At 67.2% G+C, this 14,773-nt stretch carries 22 protein-coding genes, 1 pseudogene and 1 other annotated feature; of the genes and pseudogenes, 11 read left to right on the top strand and 12 right to left on the bottom strand.

Going from position 1 to position 14,773, the window contains the following annotated elements; translation table 11 throughout:
• The first annotated feature begins 321 nt into the window (after window positions 1–321).
• The 3 genes from AB8735_RS38280 to AB8735_RS38270 all read left to right on the top strand — a co-directional run bounded on the left by AB8735_RS38280 (window position 322) and on the right by AB8735_RS38270 (window position 1,932).
• The gene (locus AB8735_RS38280) at window positions 322–621 is read left to right on the top strand and encodes a transposase (protein WP_372412358.1); all 300 of its coding nucleotides are present in this window, start codon (window positions 322–324) and stop codon (window positions 619–621) included.
• Window positions 618–1,490 (top strand): IS3 family transposase, encoded by an 873-nt coding sequence (locus AB8735_RS38275; RefSeq protein WP_372412357.1) that lies wholly within the window; start codon window positions 618–620, stop codon window positions 1,488–1,490. Before AB8735_RS38280 ends, AB8735_RS38275 begins: the two co-directional genes overlap by 4 nt.
• Before the next feature lie 277 nt (window positions 1,491–1,767).
• Window positions 1,768–1,932 carry a lasso RiPP family leader peptide-containing protein gene (locus tag AB8735_RS38270; RefSeq protein WP_372412355.1) on the top strand — a complete coding sequence of 55 codons (165 nt, stop codon included), beginning with the start codon at window positions 1,768–1,770 and terminating at the stop codon, window positions 1,930–1,932.
• Window positions 1,933–2,839: 907 nt separating this feature from the next.
• Here AB8735_RS38270 and AB8735_RS38265 read toward each other — a convergent pair.
• The 3 genes and pseudogenes from AB8735_RS38265 to AB8735_RS38255 all read right to left on the bottom strand — a co-directional run.
• Complete coding sequence (locus AB8735_RS38265) at window positions 2,840–3,202, bottom strand: GNAT family N-acetyltransferase (RefSeq protein ID WP_372412354.1); 363 nt, start codon at window positions 3,200–3,202, stop codon at window positions 2,840–2,842.
• Between the two features lie 475 nt (window positions 3,203–3,677).
• Window positions 3,678–4,166: a hypothetical protein gene (locus AB8735_RS38260; protein WP_372412353.1), complete on the bottom strand. Its 489-nt coding sequence runs from the start codon at window positions 4,164–4,166 to the stop codon at window positions 3,678–3,680.
• Window positions 4,167–4,219: 53 nt separating this feature from the next.
• A pseudogene (locus AB8735_RS38255) lies at window positions 4,220–4,942 on the bottom strand (transposase); the annotation flags it as partial.
• A gap of 149 nt (window positions 4,943–5,091) precedes the next feature.
• Here AB8735_RS38255 and AB8735_RS38250 point away from each other — a divergent pair.
• The gene (locus tag AB8735_RS38250; RefSeq protein ID WP_372412352.1) at window positions 5,092–5,529 is read left to right on the top strand and encodes a glutaredoxin domain-containing protein; all 438 of its coding nucleotides are present in this window, start codon (window positions 5,092–5,094) and stop codon (window positions 5,527–5,529) included.
• Window positions 5,530–5,736: 207 nt separating this feature from the next.
• Here AB8735_RS38250 and AB8735_RS38245 read toward each other — a convergent pair whose 3' ends face one another.
• The 4 genes from AB8735_RS38245 to AB8735_RS38230 all read right to left on the bottom strand — a co-directional run bounded on the left by AB8735_RS38245 (window position 5,737) and on the right by AB8735_RS38230 (window position 7,776).
• Window positions 5,737–5,898: a hypothetical protein gene (locus AB8735_RS38245; RefSeq protein WP_372412351.1), complete on the bottom strand. Its 162-nt coding sequence runs from the start codon at window positions 5,896–5,898 to the stop codon at window positions 5,737–5,739.
• Between the two features lie 77 nt (window positions 5,899–5,975).
• A complete protein-coding gene (locus AB8735_RS38240) occupies window positions 5,976–6,338 on the bottom strand; it encodes a hypothetical protein (RefSeq protein ID WP_372412349.1) in 363 nt (120 codons plus the stop codon).
• Between the two features lie 212 nt (window positions 6,339–6,550).
• Window positions 6,551–7,471: an IS3 family transposase gene (locus tag AB8735_RS38235; protein WP_372404936.1), complete on the bottom strand. Its 921-nt coding sequence runs from the start codon at window positions 7,469–7,471 to the stop codon at window positions 6,551–6,553.
• On the bottom strand, window positions 7,468–7,776 hold the full coding sequence (locus AB8735_RS38230; protein WP_372404934.1) for a transposase: 309 nt from the start codon (window positions 7,774–7,776) through the stop codon (window positions 7,468–7,470). Before AB8735_RS38230 ends, AB8735_RS38235 begins: the two co-directional genes overlap by 4 nt.
• Window positions 7,777–8,032: 256 nt before the next feature.
• Here AB8735_RS38230 and AB8735_RS38225 point away from each other — a divergent pair, with 256 nt between their 5' ends.
• The 3 genes from AB8735_RS38225 to AB8735_RS38215 all read left to right on the top strand — a co-directional run bounded on the left by AB8735_RS38225 (window position 8,033) and on the right by AB8735_RS38215 (window position 10,087).
• The gene (locus AB8735_RS38225) at window positions 8,033–8,260 is read left to right on the top strand and encodes a hypothetical protein (protein ID WP_372412347.1); all 228 of its coding nucleotides are present in this window, start codon (window positions 8,033–8,035) and stop codon (window positions 8,258–8,260) included.
• Between the two features lie 382 nt (window positions 8,261–8,642).
• Window positions 8,643–9,065 (top strand): hypothetical protein, encoded by a 423-nt coding sequence (locus tag AB8735_RS38220; RefSeq protein WP_372412346.1) that lies wholly within the window; start codon window positions 8,643–8,645, stop codon window positions 9,063–9,065.
• A gap of 272 nt (window positions 9,066–9,337) precedes the next feature.
• The gene (locus tag AB8735_RS38215; protein ID WP_372412302.1) at window positions 9,338–10,087 is read left to right on the top strand and encodes a transposase family protein; all 750 of its coding nucleotides are present in this window, start codon (window positions 9,338–9,340) and stop codon (window positions 10,085–10,087) included.
• On the opposite strand, the gene AB8735_RS38210 is transcribed toward AB8735_RS38215, so the two are convergent.
• The 5 genes from AB8735_RS38210 to AB8735_RS38190 all read right to left on the bottom strand — a co-directional run bounded on the left by AB8735_RS38210 (window position 10,078) and on the right by AB8735_RS38190 (window position 12,319).
• Window positions 10,078–10,890, bottom strand: a complete 813-nt coding sequence (locus AB8735_RS38210) for an IS3 family transposase (RefSeq protein ID WP_372412344.1) — start codon at window positions 10,888–10,890, stop codon at window positions 10,078–10,080. The two genes, AB8735_RS38215 and AB8735_RS38210, sit on opposite strands and share 10 nt — an antisense overlap.
• Window positions 10,816–10,929: a sequence feature (AL1L pseudoknot), on the bottom strand. Its footprint overlaps the gene before it by 75 nt.
• Entirely contained in the window at window positions 10,887–11,207 is a 321-nt protein-coding gene (locus AB8735_RS38205; protein ID WP_372412342.1) for a transposase, read from the bottom strand. Its footprint overlaps the feature before it by 43 nt. Before AB8735_RS38205 ends, AB8735_RS38210 begins: the two co-directional genes overlap by 4 nt.
• A 48-nt stretch (window positions 11,208–11,255) precedes the next feature.
• The gene (locus AB8735_RS38200; protein WP_372412340.1) at window positions 11,256–11,435 is read right to left on the bottom strand and encodes a hypothetical protein; all 180 of its coding nucleotides are present in this window, start codon (window positions 11,433–11,435) and stop codon (window positions 11,256–11,258) included.
• A 28-nt stretch (window positions 11,436–11,463) separates the two neighbouring features.
• On the bottom strand, window positions 11,464–11,595 hold the full coding sequence (locus AB8735_RS38195; protein ID WP_372412336.1) for a hypothetical protein: 132 nt from the start codon (window positions 11,593–11,595) through the stop codon (window positions 11,464–11,466).
• Window positions 11,596–11,872: 277 nt separating this feature from the next.
• Complete coding sequence (locus AB8735_RS38190; RefSeq protein ID WP_372412338.1) at window positions 11,873–12,319, bottom strand: hypothetical protein; 447 nt, start codon at window positions 12,317–12,319, stop codon at window positions 11,873–11,875.
• 294 nt (window positions 12,320–12,613) lie between these two features.
• Here AB8735_RS38190 and AB8735_RS38185 point away from each other — a divergent pair, with 294 nt between their 5' ends.
• From AB8735_RS38185 to AB8735_RS38170, 4 genes are all read left to right on the top strand, one after another.
• Entirely contained in the window at window positions 12,614–12,745 is a 132-nt protein-coding gene (locus tag AB8735_RS38185; RefSeq protein WP_372412336.1) for a hypothetical protein, read from the top strand.
• Window positions 12,746–12,773: 28 nt separating this feature from the next.
• Window positions 12,774–13,055, top strand: a complete 282-nt coding sequence (locus AB8735_RS38180; protein WP_372412334.1) for a hypothetical protein — start codon at window positions 12,774–12,776, stop codon at window positions 13,053–13,055.
• A gap of 84 nt (window positions 13,056–13,139) precedes the next feature.
• Complete coding sequence (locus AB8735_RS38175) at window positions 13,140–13,661, top strand: DDE-type integrase/transposase/recombinase (protein ID WP_372412332.1); 522 nt, start codon at window positions 13,140–13,142, stop codon at window positions 13,659–13,661.
• Window positions 13,662–13,902: 241 nt separating this feature from the next.
• Window positions 13,903–14,772 (top strand): IS5 family transposase, encoded by an 870-nt coding sequence (locus AB8735_RS38170; protein WP_372404158.1) that lies wholly within the window; start codon window positions 13,903–13,905, stop codon window positions 14,770–14,772.
• Window position 14,773: the final 1 nt, after the last annotated feature.

Below are 14,773 nucleotides of genomic sequence, written 5' to 3'. Positions count from 1 at the left end.
TGACAGGCGACCGACGGCAGCAGCGTGTCGTCGGCCTGGCCCAGCTGATAGCCCCAGGTGCCAAGGACCGTGCGAATGCGGGCGATCTCGCTGGTGACGCGGTCGCGTCCGAAGAAGCGGCACGGGCCACGACCGCAGTCTGCTCCGGGACCGGCGGCAGACCCCTGGGCTGCATCGACATCGCTTCACTCCCCGCCAACACCACACGACAGGCTCCCGGCCGCAAAAGCGATCATGCCGTCACCAAGACGCCGCCCGCAGACAATTGAGCAACGGAGTCCTGGAGACTGGGACGTGTGAGCCCAGGGAAAGCAGTGCCAGGTGGGGAATAAGTACACAAAGCGGTACACGTCGGAGTGTAGGCGGGACGCGGTCGCACTCGTCGACTCGACGGGCCGGACGGTGACCGAGGTCGCGCGGGAGCTGGGAGTGAGCCCGGAGTCCTTGCGCGGGTGGTACCGGCAGGCGAAGACCGACCGCGGGGAAGGCCGGCACGGGGATCTGACCAGTGCCGAGCGCGAGGAGCTCAGGCGCCTGCGCAAACTGGCCGCCGAGCAGGCGGAGACCATCGAGGTCCTGCGAAAAGTGACGGTCTTCTTCGCGAGGGAAAGCGACCGGTGAGCGAAATCTACGCGTTCATCGAGGCGGAGAAGACCACCCATTCCGTCGCTCTGATGTGCCGGCTGCTGAAGGTGGCCCGCTCCTCTTTCTGTGCCTGGCAGGCCGCCGAGGAGGCCCGCGCGGCACGTGAGGCTGCCGACGACGCCCTCGCGCACGAGATCGCTGCGCTCCACCTCGCATCGAAGGGCACGTACGGCGTCCCGCGCATCCATGCCGGACTGCAGCGTCTGGGCAAACGCGTCAACCGCAAGCGTGTCGCGCGCATCATGCGTGAACGCGGTATCACCGGCCACACCCGCCGCAGGCGGCGGAGCCTGACCCGGCAGGCGAAGAAAGCCGCGCCCGCGCCGGACCTCATCGGACGGGACTTCACCGCTCGCGGGCCCAGCATGAAACTCGTCGGGGACGTCACCTACATCCCCACCGGCGAGGGCTGGCTCTACCTCGCCACCTGGCTCGACCTGGCCACCCGGGAAGTGGTCGGTTACTCGATGGCCGGTCACCGCCGGGCCTCGCTCGTGGCCGGCGCGCTGAACATGGCCGCAGGCCGCGGCCGCCTGGAGCCCGGATGCATCGTGCACTCGGACCGCGGCGCGGAATACACCTCAGATGAACTCCGTCAGGAGATACGCAGGTTGGGCCTGAGACAGAGCATGAGAAGAACAGGGTCCTGTTACGATAACGCCGCCGCGGAGAGCTTCTTCGCCGTGCTGAAGGAAGTGAAGCTCTCCTCCACCAGTTCAAACGCCTCGCAGTCCGCTGGGAACGGCGCCTCGACCTCCACGACGCTCTCGTCTCCCTCACCTGCAGACTCATCTGCTGGCGACGCCTCAACAAGCGCAGACCATGATCCTGTTACGAGCTCATAGGGGCATCATGCTCGTGCGGGACATCGAGGATGGAAGGATACGGAACCAACAGAGCCCCTTGGCGCCGGTATCGAGTGAGATCAACACCCCAACGACAAGGGGCTCTGCCATGTCACCAGCACACCCGCTGACCAGGCCCTTTCATCCCTACGGGACAGGATGAAAGACGTTCAGTCGGAAGGATTTGCGATTTGACCGACTCTAGACGCCCCGATTCGGCCGGAACGATAATAGCGAATGCTCCGGTGTTCCGTTGCGACGTGAAGGGTGATTCGCTATGGAAACTTCGAGTGAGGTGTACGAGGTTCCCGTGTCGGTAGGGGAGGTGTATGAGGTTCCCGTGCTGGTGGAGGTCGGTGAATACGCCGAGTTGACCCGCGGGTCGATCATCGGATTCCTCTTCGAATCTGCCCACCCGCCGTTCAATCGGTATTTTTTCTGAGTCAGTAAGCGTGTGCCTCTCCGGGGCCTGGGACGTTGAGTCGGATTGCCGATGGCCGGGATCATGGTTCATGAGCCTGTCGGCGCGGGGTCGGGAGGATTGAGGAATTGACCGTCCTTTGCGACCCCAACCTGGCGGGTGCGCCTTTCTGGTCAGGCGCGTTCCGGTGTCCGCCGTCTTGAATTCGGTGCGGTAGCGGTAATTGCCGCTACCGCACCGTTTCCTGTAATCCCAAGCAGGTTTGGCCCCTGGGGGATGGCATGTGGGTCGTGGTCCTGCCGGACAGTGAGGCCGGTGCTGGGGCTGTGCAGATGCTGCGGCCTTATGTGTCGCAAGTTGTTGAACATGCCTCAGGGCGACCGTGGATGTTGGGTGTCTGGCCCGATGAGCTGCTGGCTGTGGGGCAGGCGGGTACGGCGCGTCTTGCCGTCATCGGTCGCCACAGAGTCGACGGGGAGGTGTTGTCGGCTCGTCTGAAGAAGCAGGCACAGGGGATCTCCGGAACGGACGGGCTCGCTGCCGGTGTCGCGGGCTGTTTCCACGTCGTGGGGTCGGCGGGCGGCCGGGTGCATGTACGAGGCAGCGCTTCCGGGACGCGGCGAGTCTGCATTTCGTCGGTTCCCCCCGTTCAGTCTGGGTCGGGTGAGGGCGGGGTCAGACGGGCCGTATGCCGAGGGGTGGTGCGGGAGCGCGTCCTTCCGGCCGTGCCGACAGTGCCCTGGGCGGCGCCAAGGCCCGCAAGGGCCGTCGGCGGGACGGACGCCGGACGGACATGCAGCGGCCCCGAATCCCGGGGCGGGGGCCGGGAGTTCGAGGCCGATGGGGGGTGCCCGCGGGGGGCGGTTGATCGGGGCGATGAGGAGAGGTCATGCCGCCGGACACGGGCCGGGCAGGGGGGTTGGGGGCTTCAGGGCTGAGGAGTCGGCTTGGGCGGGCGGAGCATGAGGAGGGGGTCGCCACGCCGTGGGGTGGGGGTGAAGCCGTGCCGGGTGTACCAGGCCTGCAGGGCTGCTTGGTCGAGTCCGGGGTGTCGGGTGGTGAGGGGGGATGCGACGACTTCGACGGGAGAGTCGGGGAAGTGGGTGAGGACGGCGTTCAGGAGATGGGTGGCGTAGCCGTGGCCTCGGTGCTTTCGGGGGACGGTAATCCGGGCGATCAGGATGGTGTCACCGTCGGTGAGGGCTTCGGCTCGGCCGAGGGTCTCGTCGTGGTCGGTGCGCAGTTCCCAGATGGCTTCGCCGTAGGGGGTGATGGTCCGGGTGAGGGGCATGGCGGGATCCTTCATTCGGGGCGGGCGGGGCGCGGTTCGGGTGTCACCGATCCTGCCGGACGGTCGGCTGGTGGTGCAGTGGGATCCGGGTGTCCGCATGCGCCGTGGACGGGTGGCGCCCGGTTCACGCCGACAGCCGGGTAGAACACCCCGCCGGCTGGCCCGGCCAGGGGGGCTCCGGTCCGCGGGGTGTGCAGGCGGGGTCGGGGTGCGGGGTTGTGAGGCCGGGGCGGGGTTGGCGGGTGGGGGCGGCCCCCGGGCGGGTACAGGGTGTGTTCCGGCCCGGGGGGCTGTGCGAGGGGGCGCGGGCGAGGCGTGGCCTGTGGTCGATGGGTCCTGTCGGGTGCTGCGGCGTGCGCCCGGGGCAGGAACTGTTGCTCACTCGCGCGTGGGTGAGTGCGGCCGCCTGTGCGCGGGCCGCCGCATCCCTGGTTTGACCGGAGAGTTGTGCGTGGGTGTCAGTTGTGCGTGGGTGTCAGGGGCGGGCGTGGGAGGGGTGGCGCAGGACGAACAGGGCCTTGTCCATGGACGTGGTGGCGGGGCGGATCAGGTCGGTGTGCTGGTCGCCGCCCCACACGATCCATCGGTCTCCGTCCAGATGGGGGGTCCACGTCAGGAGGAACGTCCGGCCGTCGGGGACCGTCGCCCGCCACTGACCGCGCTGTGTGGTCGTGAACGTCACTCCGGGGATGTCGGGAAGCTCGGGGACAGGGCCGAACCGACGGGCCTGGAGGTCGAGATATGCGCGCGTGGGGACGACCGCGGCCTCGGCCGTCGCGGGGTGCTCCGCGCCTTGCTCGCCGGGTGTCGGCTTCCAGTACGCGCCGCGCGCGTAGGTGAAGCCTCGCTTGGCCAGGACGGTCCCGGCGAGGTTCAGCACCTCGTCGCGCATGGCGTGTGCGTGGCTGCCGTCCAGCGGAACCGGGTCCCAGAGGTTCGGGCCGTCATCCCCTTCGGTGTTCACCCAGCGCAAGGACGCACGCGAGGTGATCGGGGAGACGTAGACCCGGGCGGCGACGGGACGGTAGCGCTCCTCTCCTTGAGCGAGGGCTTCGGCAGCCGCATCACCCGGTCACTGCGGATCCGGCCGACCAGTTCGACGGGCAGATCTCGCAGGACCCAGGCCAGGCGGGTGACGTCGTAACCCGCGTCCATGACGATCGTGATGTCCGGGTCGCCGGGCGTCCACTGGCCGGCTGCGTTGAGCCGCCCGACCACGGCGCGGAGCTGGGTGGCGGTGATGGCGGTCGCATCGTCTTCGGGCCCGAGCCGGACCACGTCCAAAATCGACGTCCACGAGGTAGCTCCCGGTTCGAGTACGGCGACGAAGGAGTAGGGCCAGCCCGGGATGAACTGGGAGGCGGACTTCGCCCGTCCGTAGACATGACAGAACAGCCGGTCCGCCGAGCACGGCGCGTCCGAGCGCAGCCACGGCGACACGTCGACCGCGAGGACCAGACGCCCGCCGTCGAAGCGCGGCAGGGGCATGTCGGCCAGCAGCGCCCGCAGCCTGTCGACGTCAATCCGGCCGCGGTTGAGGGCTCCGTACAACGCACCGTGACCACGTGGGTGCTCGGGCACCAGCGTCAACTCCACCGGCGAGGTAACCGGCCCGTCGACGCACAGCAGCGCGTCGGCCAGCTCGAACAACTCATCCCGCCGGGCGGTCAGACACTCGTAGAACTCGCCCCGGAAGCGTGACGCTTCCGCGAACGCTTCCCGCCGGACATCGTGCTGCAGCAGACTCGCCGGTGCGGCCTTCGTCTCAGTCACGTGCGCTCCTTGGTCGGAGCACAGGATCAGGCGAAGGCCGCCCCTGTGTCCGGCGAACGCCCAGGTGAGCGGCCTAGTTCGAGGAGTATTTCGACTCATCGATAGCCTTCGTCATCATGATGCGCGCTTGGATCCTGCCGATGCTGCTGGTGCTCTGCGGCTCAACCGTCGCGACTGTGCTGACGTTCGAGGGGAGCCTCGGCACAGCCGCGGCACTCCTGCTGGTGTTCGTGACGCTCGCCGGCGTGAACTCGCCCCTGATCTTCCCGAGGTCGATCAGCGCGCAGGAGGCACAACGCCGCAGCGCGGCCGACGGCCGGCCGGTCGTCTTCTGGCGGCCAGGCTGCAAGTACTGCATCCGACTGCGCATCCGGCTGGGCCGCAACGCCCGCCAGCTGCACTGGGTCAACATCTGGGGAGACCCGGCAGCAGCCGCAGCGGTGAGGGCAGCCAACGACGGCAACGAGACCGTGCCGACCGTCGTCGTAGCGGGCCAGCCACACACCAACCCCGATCCTGAATGGGTGGGCGAACAACTCTCCCCTTCCACGTGATCAGAAACCACGCTCTACCGAAGAGGCACCCGCAGGCCCAAGGACGGGGTTAAAAGACAAGCTGAACCGTTGGCCGGACGGTTGCTTCCGGAAGGGGCCGAAGGCGTGACCGGCGGCGGAGCCGGGAGGAAGTCGTCGGCATCCCGGTGCTGTCCTTCCGGTGCCGGGCCCCGCCCAAGGGCGAACCCTCTGCACCGTCGGACAGGTTCATGGAGGCGGGATGAGCCGGACGACGGTGACCGTGAGGATTCCCGCCGAGACCATGTAGCGCAGGATGACACCGGAGACGGTGGCCTCGCGACGGTCCCTGTCCGAGCCGACCTGGCTTGAGGTCTGCCCGTAGGGGTCTGTCCCGATCGTGGCCTCCACACGGGCCCGGAACGCTGTCGGATCAGGCAGTTTGCCCAGAGCCTCTTCAGCGAGCGGTGCGTAGGCGACGCGATACCTCACGCGGCGGCCGCCGGGACCGCGCTGGCCTGGCGCTCGGCCTGGAGCAGAATATCCACACGGTCCAGCTCGTCGCCGGGAATCAGCTCAAGCGCCCACTTGCGGATGACCGAACCCACCGCACCCGGCCCGGCAGCCGAGAACTCCTCGTCGAACACCCCCCGACGCTCGGAGCCGAGCGCCGCCCGCACATCCTTCGCGGTAAGAGGGACATCGAAGTCCTCCCCACCGAAACGCACCCGGACCGGGCCGCTGATGCGGTACACACGCTGCTCCCCGTCCAGTTCGGCGAACGCCGCTTTCTGGGCAGTGATCCTCCGGACGACAGCTTCCTCGTCCAGGTCGTACGGAAGGCCGGCCATGATGACTCCTCCTCGATGTCGCCTGCGGCCAACGCTACCGGCGGCAGGCCACCACCGTCCGCGCCTGCGCCGAACATCCCGCACCACAGGCATCCGGAGGCGAACAGTACGGTGACACACCCGGCCGGGCGATACCGGGCAGCATGCCGCAGCGGCCGGGCGTAGGGTCAAGATGCCCGCGTGAGGTTCCCCCGCTGCGTGAGAGTTGCTGATCAGCAGGTCGGGACGGGTTGATGGGTGTTCAGGTTCGCTGGTTCGGCCGTCGCCTGGTCGGTGTAGTGCTTCTCCTCGAACTCGATCGGGCTGAGGTAGCCGAGCCGTTCTTGGATGCGGCGGGGGTTATAGAAACCGTCGATGTACTCGAAGAGCGCGAGGTTCGCCTCGGCACGTGTGGCGAAGGTGCGGCCGCGCAGGCCCTCGGTCTTGATCAGCATCCACAGATTTTCCGCGAGGGCGTTATCGTACGAGTCCCCCACGGACCCCATGGACGCCTCAATTCCCGCCCGCACCAACCGGGTCGTGAGCTTGATGGACGTGTATTGACAGCCGTGATCGGCGTGGTGAATGAGCTTGCCCGGCTCGACCTCGCGGGACGAGAGGGCGTACTCGAGGGTGGTCAGCACCAGGTCCGCATCGGCGCGGGCGGAGGTCTCCCAGGCGACCACCCGGCGGGAGAACGCGTCGCGGATCGCCGAGAGCCACAGCGGCCCCTCGCCGGTCGGAACCATTGTGAGGTCGGTGACCCACAGCCGGTTCGGCGCGGGTGCGGTGAAGTCCCGGTTGACCAGGTCCGGGGCCAAGGTGGCCTTCGGGTCCCGGCGCGTGAAGCCGCTCTTGCGGCGTGGGCTCACGCCCGCAAGACCGTCCTCGCGCATCAGCCGTTCGACCCGCTTGCGGCCCACGCGGACGCCCTCCCGTTTGAGGACGGCGTGCACCCGCGGCGAGCCGTAGATCCCGCCGGAGTCGGCGTGGATCGTGCGGATCTGCTCGGTCAGCTCGACGTCCCGGCGGCGCCGTTCGCACGGCTCCTTCTCCGCGCGGCGCCAGCGGTAGTAAGTGGCGGAAGGGATGTGGAGCTCCCGGAGTACGCACTCGACCCCCAGGCGGGGATGCTCGTCAACGAGCGCCGTCACCTGGGCCGGGTCGGGTCGAGTTGCGCCGCGAAAAACGCCGAGGCCGTCCGCAGCACGTCGTTGGCCCGCTTGAGCTGGGCGTTCTCCTTGCGCAGGGCCGTGAGCTCGGCCCGCTCGTCGGTGGTGAGCCGGTCGTCGCGCTCGCCGGCATCGGCCTCGGCCTGGCGGATCCAGCCGCGCAGGGCCTCCGGATGCACGCCGAGGTCGACGGCCAGTTTCTTGATCTGCGGCCTCGGGTCGGAGGTGCGGTACATCCGCACCGCACGCTCACGCAACTCCAGCGGATATCTTCTCGGGGCAGCCATGGTCGAAGGTCCTCTCATGAGTCCCATCTGACCCTCTGTCAACTGACTCCGCATCTCGGGGGAAGCTCAGCGACAGACAGGACTCGCGGACAAGGGCGGCCCCGTTGGCCACAGGCGCCGGCATACGGGGCCGCCACATCGCTACCCCTGCCGTGACGTCATGGGCCTCGTGGTCGGCAGCACCCGCTGTACCGGGCCCAACCTCTGCTGCTGCGCCCCGCTGTTCGCCGGACGTCCCGTAGGCGCCGTTGCTGTCTTGGGGACTGGGGCGGGGGTCGGCCGGATCGAGTTCTGGGGCGGCCTGCTCTCGCCGCTCGCGGCCGCCATGGTGTTGGCACGCCGCGGGGAGCGGGTGCTCGCGGTCGACGGCGCCAGCCAGCCGTCGCTCGCTGCCGGGCCGGGTACCGGCGTGTACCAGCCGGTCCTCCTCGACACTCCCTGGCCTGGGCCGGACCCGCTGGCCACAGAGTCCCGCGACAACTGACGCCCCGGCCGGTTCACGGCCCGGTGGCGGCAGCCTGGGCCAGCTGTGGGTGACCCCGCTGCGCCAGATGGTGCCGGTGGTGGTGATCTGCCGGGCCAGGTGTTCGTACTCGGTGAGCGGACCGGCCAGTTGCCCTCGGCCGTTCTCCTTGGGCCGGTACCGGGGCAGGATGATCCCGGGATGGGCGTCCCGCCAGGTGCGCAGGCCCGGCGTACGCCACTGATGCCCCTCGGCCGGCAGTCACGAGCGTGGCATCGAGCCGGGCGGCAGGCGCACGCCCGCATCGGCGCGGTCGTCGTTGCAGCAGCTCTGTCCTCGGCGGCGCCGCACCATGGGCACCTCGGATTCCCCATGAGAAGCATGCGCTGGGATAATCAGGGGGATGGCCATAGATGAAATCCAGTTCGACCTCCAGCCTCGCGGCGATCTCGGCGTGCTTGAAGTCGTCCCCCGTATCAACGGACTACCGCTCACCGAGCTGATCGACACGTTCGAGACCGGTGCCGGGATGCAGCCTGCAGGCGATGCCTACGGCGGTCTTATCCCCGAGTATTTCCGGTTCGGCCCGATGGAGGACCACTTCCTCGGACAGTCCGCCAGCGCGATGGGGCCGAGGACACCCGTTCTCGGTTGTGCATGCGGCGAGTGGGGATGCTGGCCGCTCATGGCCCGCATCACCACGACAGCCGACCTCGTGACCTGGGACGCCCTGCCGCACGGGTGGTACACGGGCGCTCCCGCATCCGCCGCATACGCCTGGGATATCTTCCGCTTTCTCTGTAGATATGGATGCAACAGCGGCTGAACGGGCATCCCGCGTATGCCGGACATGCCTGTTGTGTGAGGTCGACTTCCGCAGCGAGTGTGAGGAGATCACGATGGCCCGGTACCGCAGGGGAGTCGGTGGTCTGCTGTCCGACCTGACCGATGACTTCGGCGACATGGTCAACAACGAGCCTTTTTCACGTGTACGGCCTGCGGGTGGGGCGGTGGCGTGTGTTGACGGTGGCGTGACGAACGGGGCATCTCGCTGGTTGGCGGGTCACCACAACCAAGCCTGACCTGCGGAGATGCCCCGTGTTCCTCTATCCTGCCGCATGCGATCTCGACGAGGAGCTCCTGGAGCTGGTGACGATGGTGATCGTCGCGCGCAACGGTGACCGCACCTGCAAGCTGCGCCCGTACGACCAGGCCCGGTGCACCCTGGTCTACCTGCGCAAGCACGACACCTTCGAACAACTCGCGGCCGGCTTCGCGATCAGCGTGGCCACGGCCTGGCGCTACGTGAACGACACGATCGGGCAACTCGCCGACCTGGCCCCCACGTTGACGGAAGCGCTCACAAGTCACCATGCCGACGGCTACGTGCTGCTGGACGGCACCGTCGCGGAGACCGACCGGGTCGCCGCCGGAGGACACTTCTCCGGAAAGATCCGCCACGAGGGCGTGAACCTGCAGGTCGTCACCGCAGAAGAGGGGAAGCTTCTGTGGATCTCGCCCGCCCTGCCCGGCGGCACCCACGACGTGAAGGCCGCTCGCGAGCACGGCATCATCGAGGCCTGCGCACAGCTGGACCTCGAGATCCTCGCAGACAAGGGCTACCGAGGTGCCGGCGGCACCGTCATCACCCCGGTCAAACGCCGCCCGAACACCGAACTGCCCGGCAAACACAAGAAGTCGAACAGGGTCCACGCATCACTCCGGGCACCTGTCGAACGGACGATCTCCCGGATCAAGCAGTGGAGGATCTTCCGCCACGCCCGCATCAGCCCGAACAAGCTCACGTCAGCCGCCGCAGCCCTCCTCACCCTCATGATCTACACGTGAAAAAGGCTCCAGGTCAGCGTGGTGATCTCGACGTCGTCGAGAGTTCTCCACGGGCCGCCGGGTTTGATGGCCTCGGTCTTGAACAGGCCGATCGTGGACTCCATAAGCGCGTTGTCGTAGGCGTCGCCGACGGTGCCGACGCTCGGGGCGGCGCCGGCTTCGAGGAGCCGGTCGGTGTAGCGGATGGACACATACTGGCTGCCCGCATCGCTGTGATGTATGAGTCCGTGCAGGTCAGTGGCCCCGTCGCGGTCACGGGACCAGATAGCCATCTCGAGCGCGTCCAGGACAAGATCGGTGCGTTTGTGGCCGGCGGCCCGCCAGCCGACGATCTTCCGGGAGAAGACGTCCAGGACGAAGGCGACGTAGACGAAGCCGGCCCAGGTGGCGACGTAGGTGAAGTCGGTCACCCACAGCTGGTTGGGACGGGAGGCGGTGAAGTCACGGTCGACCAGGTCCGCGGGACGCTCGGCGGAAGGATCGGGAACGGTCGTGCGTGTGGTCCTGCCGCGGACGGCGCCTGCCAGGCCGAGCGAGCGCATGAGGCGTTCGACGGTGCAGCGGGCCACCTCGATGCCCTCGCGGCGCAACTGCCGCCAGACCTTTCGAGCTCCGTAGACACGGTGGTTCTCGTCGAAGACGCGCTGGATCTCCACCGTGAGCTCCTCCTCCCGCAGCCGGCGCCGCGAGGGACTGGCCTCGCGCTTCTTGGCGGCGTAGTACGTGGACGGAGCGAACTGCAGCACCTCGCAGACCGGCTCGACCCCGAGCTCCTCACGCACCTCGTCGACGAACACGGTCATCTCGGCAGTCGCGGGTCGAGCTCCCGCGCGAAGAAAGCCGACGCCGCTTTGAGGATCTCGTTCGCCCGCCTCAGCTCGCGATTCTCACGTTCGAGCTCGGCGATCCGCTGGGCGTCGGCGGTGCTGGTGCCGGACCGCTTGCCGCCGTCGACCTCGGCCTGGCGCACCCAGTTCCGCACCGCCTCGCGATTGATCCCGAGCTGGTCGGCAACCCGCGATATCGACCCCGTCCTCACGCCGGTCTGCTCGCGTATCTCGAACACCATCCGCACGGCCCGCTCACGCAGCTCGTCAGGGTACTTCCTCTTCGCTGGCATAGGTCCCAATCCTCCAGGATTCGAACCCTCTAACGAACACGGGGCGGTTCAGTCCCAGCAAGGGGCGAGGAACCCGTCGACCGGAACGGGCTCGCCGCAGGGCAGCCGGGCGATGCCGAACCCCAACTGCTTGAGGGCGCTGCGGTTTACCGGCCGCAGCAGCGTGCCGTAGCGTGAGACGGTGGGCTGGGAGGCGCCGAAGAGCTCGCCGGCCATCTCCTGCAGCATCGTGCCGCAGCAAGGAAGCAGAGCAGGACTACCGCTTCCACAACGGCAGCACGCGCGGCCGTCCCGTCGTCCGGTCCCGGTCCGGCAGCCGGCGCTCCACCCGGCCGATGAGCAGGGACAGCTGATACGGGCTCAGTCCGGTAGTACGGTGGAAGCGCATCGGTCCCCCCGAGCGTCCGTATTTGCGGTGACACGTCGTACGGTACGCCGAGGGGACCGATCTTGCTTTCCATGATCAACCACTCAAAATCCACAGAGTTTTGAATAACCTTCCTGTCCGGAAACTTCGGGGCACCTCAAACCCTCCGGAGCCGTAAGAAAATTATTTGTTGGCGGTTGTCATGCTCACCTGCGGTGTCAAGAGGCAGAACCCGCAAGTAATTTCCTTACAGCTCCTCCACACTACGAGGGGATGGACAGGATGTGAGACAGAGCCCCTACTTGCAGGTTCCGTTGCCTTGGGGATCCAGGCTGCATGTGGCCTGGAGGGTCGCTCCGAGGTCGGAGGCCCCTCCAGGCAAGCCGTATACCGTAACGTTCTCGATGATTTCGACCTTCTCGCCGTTGGTGACGCTGCCGAGCGAGGTAAGAGGGATGTCGATCTGTTCTGCGCCGCCGTTGCCCTGAGCGGTAGCGGTGCCGACAGACAGATCCACCCCTCCTGCTGCCACCGTGACAGTGGCCAATTCGGTGGATCCTTCCTCGGTTCCGTTCAGGAACAGACTCAGTGAGACCGGGAGATTGTGGTTGATGCCGAGGATGTTTGCCCCGATGGCCGTGTTTGCGTGCGCGGCGGTGGGGCTGAGTAGGATCCCGGTGGTGGCGAGGAGGGTTGTGGCGGCAGCAGCGCCCAGGGCACGTAGTGGGTGGTGGTGACGGTACATCGCGGAACTCCTTCGTTCGATCACTGGTCTGTGAGGGCCGGATAGGGGCCGCCGACGTTCTCGGTGCGTCATTGGCCCGGGGGGCATCACGGGCTGCGGCTGGTCAGTCGCCGCCTGCATTACCATTGCAACACGCTAGGCACAGACTGGCCATCGAGTGGGCGCTTGCACTGCACACCGGGAAGGTTATTCAAAACTCTGTGGATTTTGAGTGGTTGATCATGGAAAGCAAGATCGGTCCCCTCGGCGTACCGTACGACGTGTCACCGCAAATACGGACGCTCGGGGGGACCGATGCGCTTCCACCGTACTACCGGACTGAGCCCGTATCAGCTGTCCCTGCTCATCGGCCGGGTGGAGCGCCGGCTGCCGGACCGGGACCGGACGACGGGACGGCCGCGCGTGCTGCCGTTGTGGAAGCGGTAGTCCTGCTCTGCTTCCTTGCTGCGGCACGATGCTGCAGGAGATGGCCGGCGAGCTCTTCGGCGCCTCCCAGCCCACCGTCTCACGCTACGGCACGCTGCTGCGGCCGGTAAACCGCAGCGCCCTCAAGCAGTTGGGGTTCGGCATCGCCCGGCTGCCCTGCGGCGAGCCCGTTCCGGTCGACGGGTTCCTCGCCCCTTGCTGGGACCGGAAGGACGCCGAACAGCTGTTTTCTGCAAAACACCGGCGCGCGGGGCACAACAGGCAAGTCGTCTCCGACCTCCGTGGCAGGCTGCAGTGCCACCAGTTCTGAATAACCTTCCTGGTCCCGTGCCAGCCACGACCCTGGCGACCGACCACCGTCGCCGACGACACGGCGCCGTCCGCACCCGACCTGATGGCCCGTGACTTCACTGCAGAGGCCCCCGGCCGCAAACTGGTCAGCGATATCACGTATATCCATGCCTGGGCCGGGTTCCTCTATCTCGCAACGGTTATTGACTGCCACACCAAGGCCGTGACCAGCTGGGCGATGACCGACCACATGAAGGCCTCGCCCATATCGGATGCGCTCGACATGGCAGCACGGAACACCAACCTCACCGAGGGCTGCATTTTCCACTCGGACCACGGCAGTCAATACACTTCCCGGGAACTCTGGGGGAAACTCCGCTCGTTGGGGCTCAGGGCATCAGTCGGCCGCACCGGGGTCTGCTGGGTCAATGCCATGGCCGAATCATTCTTCGGCGCCCTGAAGAACGAGTCCACCGTCGGCCCGCCTCCGTCAGACATGTCCTGCACTGGTCCCACTGGCGCCGGAAAAGGCAGTACCAAGCCCGCATCTGCCACTACAAACGACGAGGCCACACACCACCAGAAACTGCCCAACCGTCACAGCAAAGACCGTTGCAGTACTTAGTGGAGGTTTCATCCTGGAATCCCCCGTGGCAGACCGATTCTGAAGAGCGGTCAGTGAGGCACGTGTGGTTTTCGTTCCTGTTGGTGCACCACGGCATCGGACTTGCGGCGCGTTATGCGCTTTGGGTTCCGACATCAGCCTTGGAGTCTGTCTCATTCAAGGATGCCCGGTCTCACCCAGGAATCGGCGAGTGGACCTCCGGGCCCTGGCGGTGGGTTCCCCAACGCGGTACGCCAAGAGTATGGGCGAACGCCGAGCGTATGGCAGCGATCTGTCCGATGACCGATGGGCCCTGGTGGAGCCGGTGTTGAGCGAGTGGCGTGCCAAGCGCCGCCAGGCCGGCATCCCCGGTGGGCGGCCACCGAAGTACGCGCTGCGGGACCTGCTGGATGCGATCTTGTACGTGGACCGCACCGGCATCCCCTGGCGCTACCTGCCCCACGACTTCCCGCCGTGGGAGACCACCTACCACTACTTCGCGTACTGGCGTGACGAGGGAGTCTTCGAGAAGCTGAACGGGCTGCTGCGGCACCGGCTGCGTGAGCAGGCCGGACGGGACGCCGAGCCGAGCGCGGGGATCATCGACGCGCAGAGCGTGAAGACCGCCCACACCGTCCCGTCCGCCACACAGGGCACGGACGCCGCGAAGAAGATCGTCGGCCGCAAGCGCAGCATCCTGACCGACACGCTCGGCCTGCTGCTGTTCGTGCTGGTCACTGCCGCCAGCGTGCAGGACTCCACCGCCGGCACACCCTTGATCAGGCAGGCCTCCCGGGCACACCGGCGGCTGCGGAAGATCTGGGTCGACGGCGGCTACCGCCAGCACCTCGTCGAGAGCGCCGCCCGGCTGGGCATCGACCTGGAAATCGTCCAACGCAAGCCCGGGACCAGGGGATTCGCTCCGATTCCACACCGCTGGCCAGTAGAGCGGACCTTCGGTTGGATCATGATGCACCGCCGTCTGGCCCGCGACTACGAGACGCTGACCGCCAGCTCTGAAGCCATGATCTACCTTGCAATGATCGACACCATGGCCCGCCGGATCACCGGAGAAACCACCCAAACCTGGCGCACCTCAACGCCCGAGGATGAGACACCACGCCCAGGATGAA

The organism is Streptomyces luteireticuli, from assembly GCF_041519305.1.
Lineage (GTDB): Bacteria > Actinomycetota > Actinomycetes > Streptomycetales > Streptomycetaceae > Streptomyces > Streptomyces luteireticuli.
The sequence above is the reverse complement of the archived record's forward strand: the minus strand, read 5'-3'. Positions and strand labels throughout refer to the sequence as shown.

Excerpts from the sequence above, each read along its gene's own strand:
- AB8735_RS38270 (WP_372412355.1), top strand. The coding sequence starts at position 1,768 with ATGGAAACTTCGAGTGAGGTGTACGAGGTTCCCGTGTCGGTAGGGGAG.
- AB8735_RS38265 (WP_372412354.1), bottom strand. The coding sequence starts at position 3,202 with ATGCCCCTCACCCGGACCATCACCCCCTACGGCGAAGCCATCTGGGAA.
- AB8735_RS38250 (WP_372412352.1), top strand. The coding sequence starts at position 5,092 with ATGATGCGCGCTTGGATCCTGCCGATGCTGCTGGTGCTCTGCGGCTCA.
- AB8735_RS38240 (WP_372412349.1), bottom strand. The coding sequence starts at position 6,338 with ATGGCCGGCCTTCCGTACGACCTGGACGAGGAAGCTGTCGTCCGGAGG.
- AB8735_RS38230 (WP_372404934.1), bottom strand. The coding sequence starts at position 7,776 with ATGGCTGCCCCGAGAAGATATCCGCTGGAGTTGCGTGAGCGTGCGGTG.
- AB8735_RS38220 (WP_372412346.1), top strand. The coding sequence starts at position 8,643 with ATGGCCATAGATGAAATCCAGTTCGACCTCCAGCCTCGCGGCGATCTC.
- AB8735_RS38210 (WP_372412344.1), bottom strand. The coding sequence starts at position 10,890 with ATGACCGTGTTCGTCGACGAGGTGCGTGAGGAGCTCGGGGTCGAGCCG.
- AB8735_RS38205 (WP_372412342.1), bottom strand. The coding sequence starts at position 11,207 with ATGCCAGCGAAGAGGAAGTACCCTGACGAGCTGCGTGAGCGGGCCGTG.
- AB8735_RS38200 (WP_372412340.1), bottom strand. The coding sequence starts at position 11,435 with ATGCTGCAGGAGATGGCCGGCGAGCTCTTCGGCGCCTCCCAGCCCACC.
- AB8735_RS38195 (WP_372412336.1), bottom strand. The coding sequence starts at position 11,595 with ATGCGCTTCCACCGTACTACCGGACTGAGCCCGTATCAGCTGTCCCTG.
- AB8735_RS38190 (WP_372412338.1), bottom strand. The coding sequence starts at position 12,319 with ATGTACCGTCACCACCACCCACTACGTGCCCTGGGCGCTGCTGCCGCC.
- AB8735_RS38185 (WP_372412336.1), top strand. The coding sequence starts at position 12,614 with ATGCGCTTCCACCGTACTACCGGACTGAGCCCGTATCAGCTGTCCCTG.
- AB8735_RS38180 (WP_372412334.1), top strand. The coding sequence starts at position 12,774 with ATGCTGCAGGAGATGGCCGGCGAGCTCTTCGGCGCCTCCCAGCCCACC.
- AB8735_RS38175 (WP_372412332.1), top strand. The coding sequence starts at position 13,140 with ATGGCCCGTGACTTCACTGCAGAGGCCCCCGGCCGCAAACTGGTCAGC.
- AB8735_RS38170 (WP_372404158.1), top strand. The coding sequence starts at position 13,903 with ATGGGCGAACGCCGAGCGTATGGCAGCGATCTGTCCGATGACCGATGG.